The organism is Paenibacillus sp. AR247, from assembly GCF_002968895.1.
Lineage (GTDB): Bacteria > Bacillota > Bacilli > Paenibacillales > Paenibacillaceae > Paenibacillus_AQ > Paenibacillus_AQ favisporus.
This window is the reverse complement of sequence record NZ_PCZT01000002.1, coordinates 94406-100403: the sequence shown is the minus strand read 5'-3', so window position 1 is coordinate 100403 and position 5998 is coordinate 94406. Positions and strand designations below refer to the sequence as shown.

Below are 5998 nucleotides of genomic sequence, written 5' to 3'. Positions count from 1 at the left end.
AGCAGTCGATTGTCCACGAATAACCCCGTTTCAACGGTGCTTCTTCCGGGATACCGGATTCGCCTCGTTTACTAAGTCCAACGCATCTTTTAGGTTAAGTTTAAGCCTGAAGCACAAATAAGGAACATCAGGCGATGCTTCAATAATCTGTGCGGAGACGGGCAAATCCAGGGAGATGACCAGATAGCTGGACGGCCCATACGTAAAGCTTTCGTCTGCAAGCATGACCACCTTCGAACCTTGGGAGACGATGCACAGCTCCGGTTCATGGACCGAAAACGAAGGGAACGTCGTTTTCGAACTGCGAATCAGGGAAAGGGAAGGAATGAGCGTCTCGTGAATGCCGTCTCCGTCCGTATGTTTTTCCATCAATAGGGACAATTCCTTCTGATACGAAACCAAGGAATTGGCGTGGTTGGATAAATCCCGCATGAATTGTTTTCCCCTCCTTATCTATGTCCATTATAAGCCCTGTTGGGTCCAGCGATGAATCGTTTTGAGAGAATCAGGCAATCATTTGCGATTTTTAGACTACCTCTGCTTTTTTCGGCTGGTTCATAATCAGGTTGAAAGAAAGGAGAGGAAGAGGAATGGATAAGCGCATTTTCATTCTGGCGCTGGCTGCCTTTACAGTAGGCTCAGTTGAACTGGTCATTGCCGGGATTTTGGATATGATCGCCCGGGATCTGCGCGTTTCCGTCGGTGTGGCCGGCCAACTGGTTTCGGTGTATTCTCTGGTTTTCGCCTTAGGATCCCCCGTCTTGATCGCTTTAACTACGAAGGTTGAGCGCCGAAGGCTGCTGGTCATCGCCATGCTGGTGTTTACGGCTGGAAATATCATGTCTATGTTAAGTCCGAATTTTACGATGCTGCTGCTATCCAGGGTTATTCTGGCGGCAAGCTGCTCCATTGTTGTCGTTCTGTCGATCACCCTGGCTTCGGGGATTGTGACACCTGAAGCAAAAGGGCGTGCGATTGGAATGATCTTTATGGGGATCAGCGGCGCCCTCGTGCTCGGCGTTCCGCTGGGGACATTGATCGGCGAGGCTTGGGGCTGGCGGGCAACCTTTGCTTTTATTGGCGTACTTTCGTTAATTGTGACGATATGCATCTTGAAATTTCTGCCCCAAGCGGCGTCTCCGCCTAAGCTTCCGATGCAGGAACAGCTGCGTACGTTGGGAAATTCTAAAATTGTGTTCGCCCATCTTGTCTCCATTTTGCAAATGACGGGCCAGTTTACGATCTATGCCTATATCACACTGTTTTTACAGACCATGTTGAACCTGTCTCCCGGTCAAATCAGCTTCGTCTTGCTGGTTTATGGGCTCGCCGGCATTGCAGGGGGGTGGATTGGAGGGTGGGCGGCCGATCGCTTTGGGGCAGCCCGGACAATGATCGTCACGCTGCTGCTCCACGCCATGGCGATCCTGCTTCTGCCCTGGGCAGCTGCCTCCATGCTGCGCTTGCTGCCCGTCGTCATCGTCTGGTGTGCGTTTAACATGGCGCCAAGTCCGGCTATTCAAAGCTATTTGGTGCGGCTTGCACCAAAGTCGGCGGACATCCAACTCTCCCTAAATACCTCCTCGCTGCATCTCGGCGTAGCTGCGGGATCTGCCATCGGCGGCGTGGTGATCAGCCGTTATGAGGTTACGGCCAATGCCTGGATCGGAGGTCTGTTTGTTATCCTGGCTATTGTTTCAGCCATCGTTACCCTGTACAGAGGCAGGGTGATTCATAGTAAAAAAGATAACTCCCTTCAGGAGAATCCCTCCTGAGAAAGCAGTCTTTACGATGTAAACGGTAACCCTATTGAAACCGCCCATCCGATAACCGGATGGGCGGTTCACGTTGCGTTCTATTTCTCCTGCTCCTGGATCACCTGCTCAATCCCGAGCAGAATCAGCTTCAGTCCGAACTCGAACGCCTTGTCTGTCCCCATCAGCTCGAACAGCCCGTTCGAGAACATCCTCCGGAACAGTCCGGCATCCGCCTCGCTCATGGAGTCCAGAAGGCGAATCATCTCCTCACCCGGAAGCGCTCCTTCTCCGTGCTCCTTAACAATCGCGGAGACATTGCGTTGATGCTCATAATCGTCCAGAACGAAGTTGAAAATATAATTCATAAGCGTAAGAACCACTTGCCGCTTCGCACCGTTACCGCCAGCCCCTCCAGCTGCTCCTTCCAGTCCCCCTCGGCGTGGTACTCCTCCAGAATGATTTTCGATACCTGGTTGGCCAGACGCTGGTAGAGATTTTGTTTGCTCTTGAAGTACCAGTATATCGAGGGAGCCTGAATCCCCAGCCGGTCGGCCAATCGTCTCATGCTGAACTTTTCGATACCTTCCTCGCCAAGAAGCTCCCACGAGGCTTCCAAAATCCGATCCTCCGAAATCTGAGGCTGCTGTTTTTTCATCGGGAATCCATCCTTTTACCTAACAGTGTAAGTTTATGCTTTACATGTTCATAAGACCATGATATCATCTAACACTGTAAGGTTCAAACTAACACTGTAAGATGACATCTGCACTGTTAGACGGTTGACCTAAAACAATATAGAAAGCAGGGACCCGCATGGATACGGAAAATCTTTATTACTTTGAAAAGGCACCGGTCGCCAAAGCCGTAGCTCATTTCGCTGTACCGATGATGCTGGGCACGTCAATGAGTGTCATCTATTCCATATTGAATGCCTATTTCCTGGGCACACTCCACAATACGGCGATGTTAACCGCTCTCGCGTTAACCTTGCCGTTGTTCGCCATCATCATGGCACTGGGCAACTTGATTGGCATCGGCGGCGGTACCTTCATTTCCCGTTTGCTGGGAGAGAAAAAATTGGATGATGTCAAGCATGTGTCTTCATTCGCTTTTTTACAGCAGTTTAGTTATTGGTCTTATCGTGATGGCCGTAGGTATCCCGCTGATTGATCCCATTGTCCATGGATTGGGGGCAACGCCCGACTCCTTTGGCTTTACGAAGGACTATGTCACGATGATGCTTATTGGTTCACCATTCGTCATTTTATTTTTCACACTGGAAAATATCGTACGCTCGGAGGGTGCGGCAATGACGTCGATGATGGGTATGATTCTGAGTGTTGTCGTGAATATTATTCTCGATGCGCTGGTCATCTTCGCTTTTCATTGGGACGTGATCGGCGTTGCGTCTGCTACGGTCGTTTCCAACCTGGTCGCCAGCGTATTCTACGCCTACCATATGGGATACAAGAGCTCATTTTTAACCATCTCCGTTAAATGGTTTAAGGCGTCCAAAGAGATTTTGAGCAATGTCATCAAAATTGGAGTGCCCGTCTTTATCATGAGTATCTTTTTGGGGGCCATGTCGCTCATCTTTAATCGTTTTCTTGTAGAATATGGAGATCCGGCCGTTGCAGCTTACGGAATTTCATCGCGTTTATTGCAGTTTCCCGAGTTTATTCTGATGGGCTTATGTGAGGGAGTCGTGCCATTGATTGCCTTTTCTTTCACAGCGAATAAATTGCGTATGAAGCAAACGATCGGATTTACGATCAAAACGATTGTAGTGTTAGCCGTCGCGTTCGGCATCATCGTCTATTTGATTTCCGACCACTTGATCGGTTTATTTACGAATGACCCGCAATTAATCGAAATGGGCAGCTATATCCTGCATGTGACGTTCTTATCCTTGTTCATTACAGGCATGACCACGTTGTTTACGGGGATCTTCCAAGCGACCGCACAAGGAACCGCTGCGTTTATTATGTCAATTATTCAAGGAGTTACTCTGATTCCTGTACTCTATATCGCCAATCGAATGAACGGCTTCCACGGGGTAGTCTGGTCGCTCGTCATCGCGGATGCCGTCGCGTTCCTGGTCGGGGCGATCATGCTGTATGCTTTGCGGACCAAATTGCAGCCGGATTTGGAGAGTTTAGTACAGTAGAAAACATAGGGTTATGTTTGTAAGGGGATTTCATTGAATAAGGAAAAAAGGGGAGAGAGGCTTACCACGAAAATGAGGCCGATGCTCTCTAGCCCTGCTATAATTGTGATATGTAGACATCTGTTGTTCTTGAACACAAAAAAGCTGCGGTCAGACACCCCGCAACCGTTGATTGTCATAAAGGATCGAGACGACAGGATTTGAACCTGCGACCTCTTGCTCCCGAAGCAAGCGCTCTACCAAGCTGAGCCACGTCTCGTTAAGAGAAAGCTTATACTATAAAATTTACTCCGATTTTACATTTTGTAAAGGGGGTAAAAGAAAAATTCACAATTCGTTTAACGATTGGGCAAAATGATACTGTGCTGCCAGCAAATGAAAAGACCGGGGGAATCGCAAAGATTCCTTCCGGTCTTGTTTGGTTTCTAAAGTGTAAGTTTTATTTGCCTGCAGCATCGCCCGGCTTGGACGGCTTTTCTGAATCATTCGCAGGGGTGGTATTGCTTGGCTTGCTGCCCGCTGGTGTATTGCCAGCCTGGGTATCTGTTGGAGTGCTGCTAGCTTTGGCATCTGCCGGTTTGGTCCCATCTGTCTTGGCATTGGCGGGTTTCGTGCTGCTCGTTTGATCATCTGCCGGGGAAGTCCCTGCTCCGGATCCGGCCGGAGGAGAAGTCGCCCCAGTGTTTGCATCCGTATTCGAATCCTTATTCGAATCCGCATCCGTGTTCGCATGCTCCTTCTCCTGATCCTTCCACTCCGGCAGCGCCGCCACATAAGCATCCGACATGCTGATCAGCTTGTGCGCCCGCTCGTACGTTTCCTTCGAATCCAGCGGCTTGGTGACCTTGCCTCCGTTCAGCGGATAGGTCACCCCGTCGGCATAACCGGAGCCCGGTACGAACGCTCCCTTAGCCGAAATAAACGAGCCCGACGGGAGGTAATACCGCTGCGGCAGCACGGGGCTGTTCTGGTTGAGCAGATCCTGGCCGAAGTGCACCTGGTTCTTCAGTGAAACGCCGATCAGATTGGCCAGCGTCGGGAAAATATCCGACTGCCCGCCGACCTGCTCCAGCGTCTGGGCTTTTTGGTTCGGCACAGAGAGGACGAGCGGGATGTTCATCATATCGGGGAGGGTGTACTCCCGTCCGTAAATTTCCTTCATCAGCTTTTTCTCTTTGTTATTGAGTGAATATATCGGAAGTCCCTGATGATCACCGTACAGGACGATGACGCTGTTGTCCCAAACGCCGTTTTTCTTCAGCTCGTCCACGAACTGGCCGAGGGCGTAGTCGGCATAGTTCTGGGACTGGATATAATCCCCGACAAGGGTTCCCTTATAACGGTCGGGAAGCTCCATCTTGAACTTGCGCTCCGGGATGCGGAACGGGTGATGGCCCGACATGGAAATGACCTGCACGTAGAACGGCTTACCGGTTCCCTGCATCCGTGCCAGCTCGTCGGCCGTCTTGGCATATAGCAGCTCGTCCGATGAACCGAACGAAACGAGGTCATTTTTGCCGAAAAACTTGTCGTCGTAATATTTTTCCCAACCGAGCGCTTTATACAGCTGATCCCGGTTCCAGAACACGACGCTGTTCGTATGGAATGTCGCCGTCTGATAGCCGCTCGCGGCGAACGTTTTGGGGGCGCTCGGCAGCGCCTTGTCCGCATACACCTCGGAAGCAGCCCCGTTGGACGGAACGTAGAGGGAGGTGTTCACGACGAATTCGGCATCCGCTGTGTTTCCCTGACCTACCTGCTGGAAGAAATGCGGGAAATACATATGATCTTTGACCAGCTTGTTCATGTTCGGGGTAATTTCCTTGCCGTCGATCTTCAGGTTGACGAGGAAATTCTGGAACGCTTCGAGCTGAATGACGATGACGTTTTTGCCCTTGGCGGCACCCCAGTATGCCGGCTGCGCCGGCTCGGTCGTTCCTTTCACCTGGGCAACCGCCTCAGGCGTGACCGACTTGGCGTCGACCTTGATGTTCTTGGAAGGGGCAAAGCCGACATACGCTTCATAGTTGAGAATCCCCATGTCCCGGGCCTGCTGGAATTCGTTCATCCCGCT

Annotated in this window: 3 protein-coding genes, 1 tRNA gene and 2 pseudogenes; 2 read left to right on the top strand and 4 right to left on the bottom strand. The window is 50.9% G+C overall.

The window, feature by feature from the left end; genetic code table 11:
- Positions 1-30: 30 nt before the first annotated feature.
- A complete protein-coding gene (locus tag CPT76_RS00810; protein ID WP_105441610.1) occupies positions 31-432 on the bottom strand; it encodes an AraC family transcriptional regulator in 402 nt (133 codons plus the stop codon).
- Between the two features lie 158 nt (positions 433-590).
- Here CPT76_RS00810 and CPT76_RS00805 point away from each other — a divergent pair, with 158 nt between their 5' ends.
- On the top strand, positions 591-1775 hold the full coding sequence (locus CPT76_RS00805) for an MFS transporter (protein ID WP_105441609.1): 1185 nt from the start codon (positions 591-593) through the stop codon (positions 1773-1775).
- Positions 1776-1855: 80 nt separating this feature from the next.
- Here CPT76_RS00805 and CPT76_RS00800 read toward each other — a convergent pair.
- Positions 1856-2412, bottom strand: a pseudogene (locus CPT76_RS00800) (TetR/AcrR family transcriptional regulator).
- Positions 2413-2570: 158 nt separating this feature from the next.
- Here CPT76_RS00800 and CPT76_RS00795 point away from each other — a divergent pair.
- Positions 2571-3924, top strand: a pseudogene (locus CPT76_RS00795) (MATE family efflux transporter).
- A gap of 185 nt (positions 3925-4109) precedes the next feature.
- Here CPT76_RS00795 and CPT76_RS00790 read toward each other — a convergent pair.
- Both CPT76_RS00790 and CPT76_RS00785 read right to left on the bottom strand, forming a co-directional pair.
- Positions 4110-4183, bottom strand: a tRNA-Pro gene (locus CPT76_RS00790).
- Positions 4184-4363: 180 nt separating this feature from the next.
- The coding region (locus tag CPT76_RS00785) for an LTA synthase family protein (protein WP_258167949.1) at positions 4364-5998 on the bottom strand (1635 nt) is incomplete at its 5' end.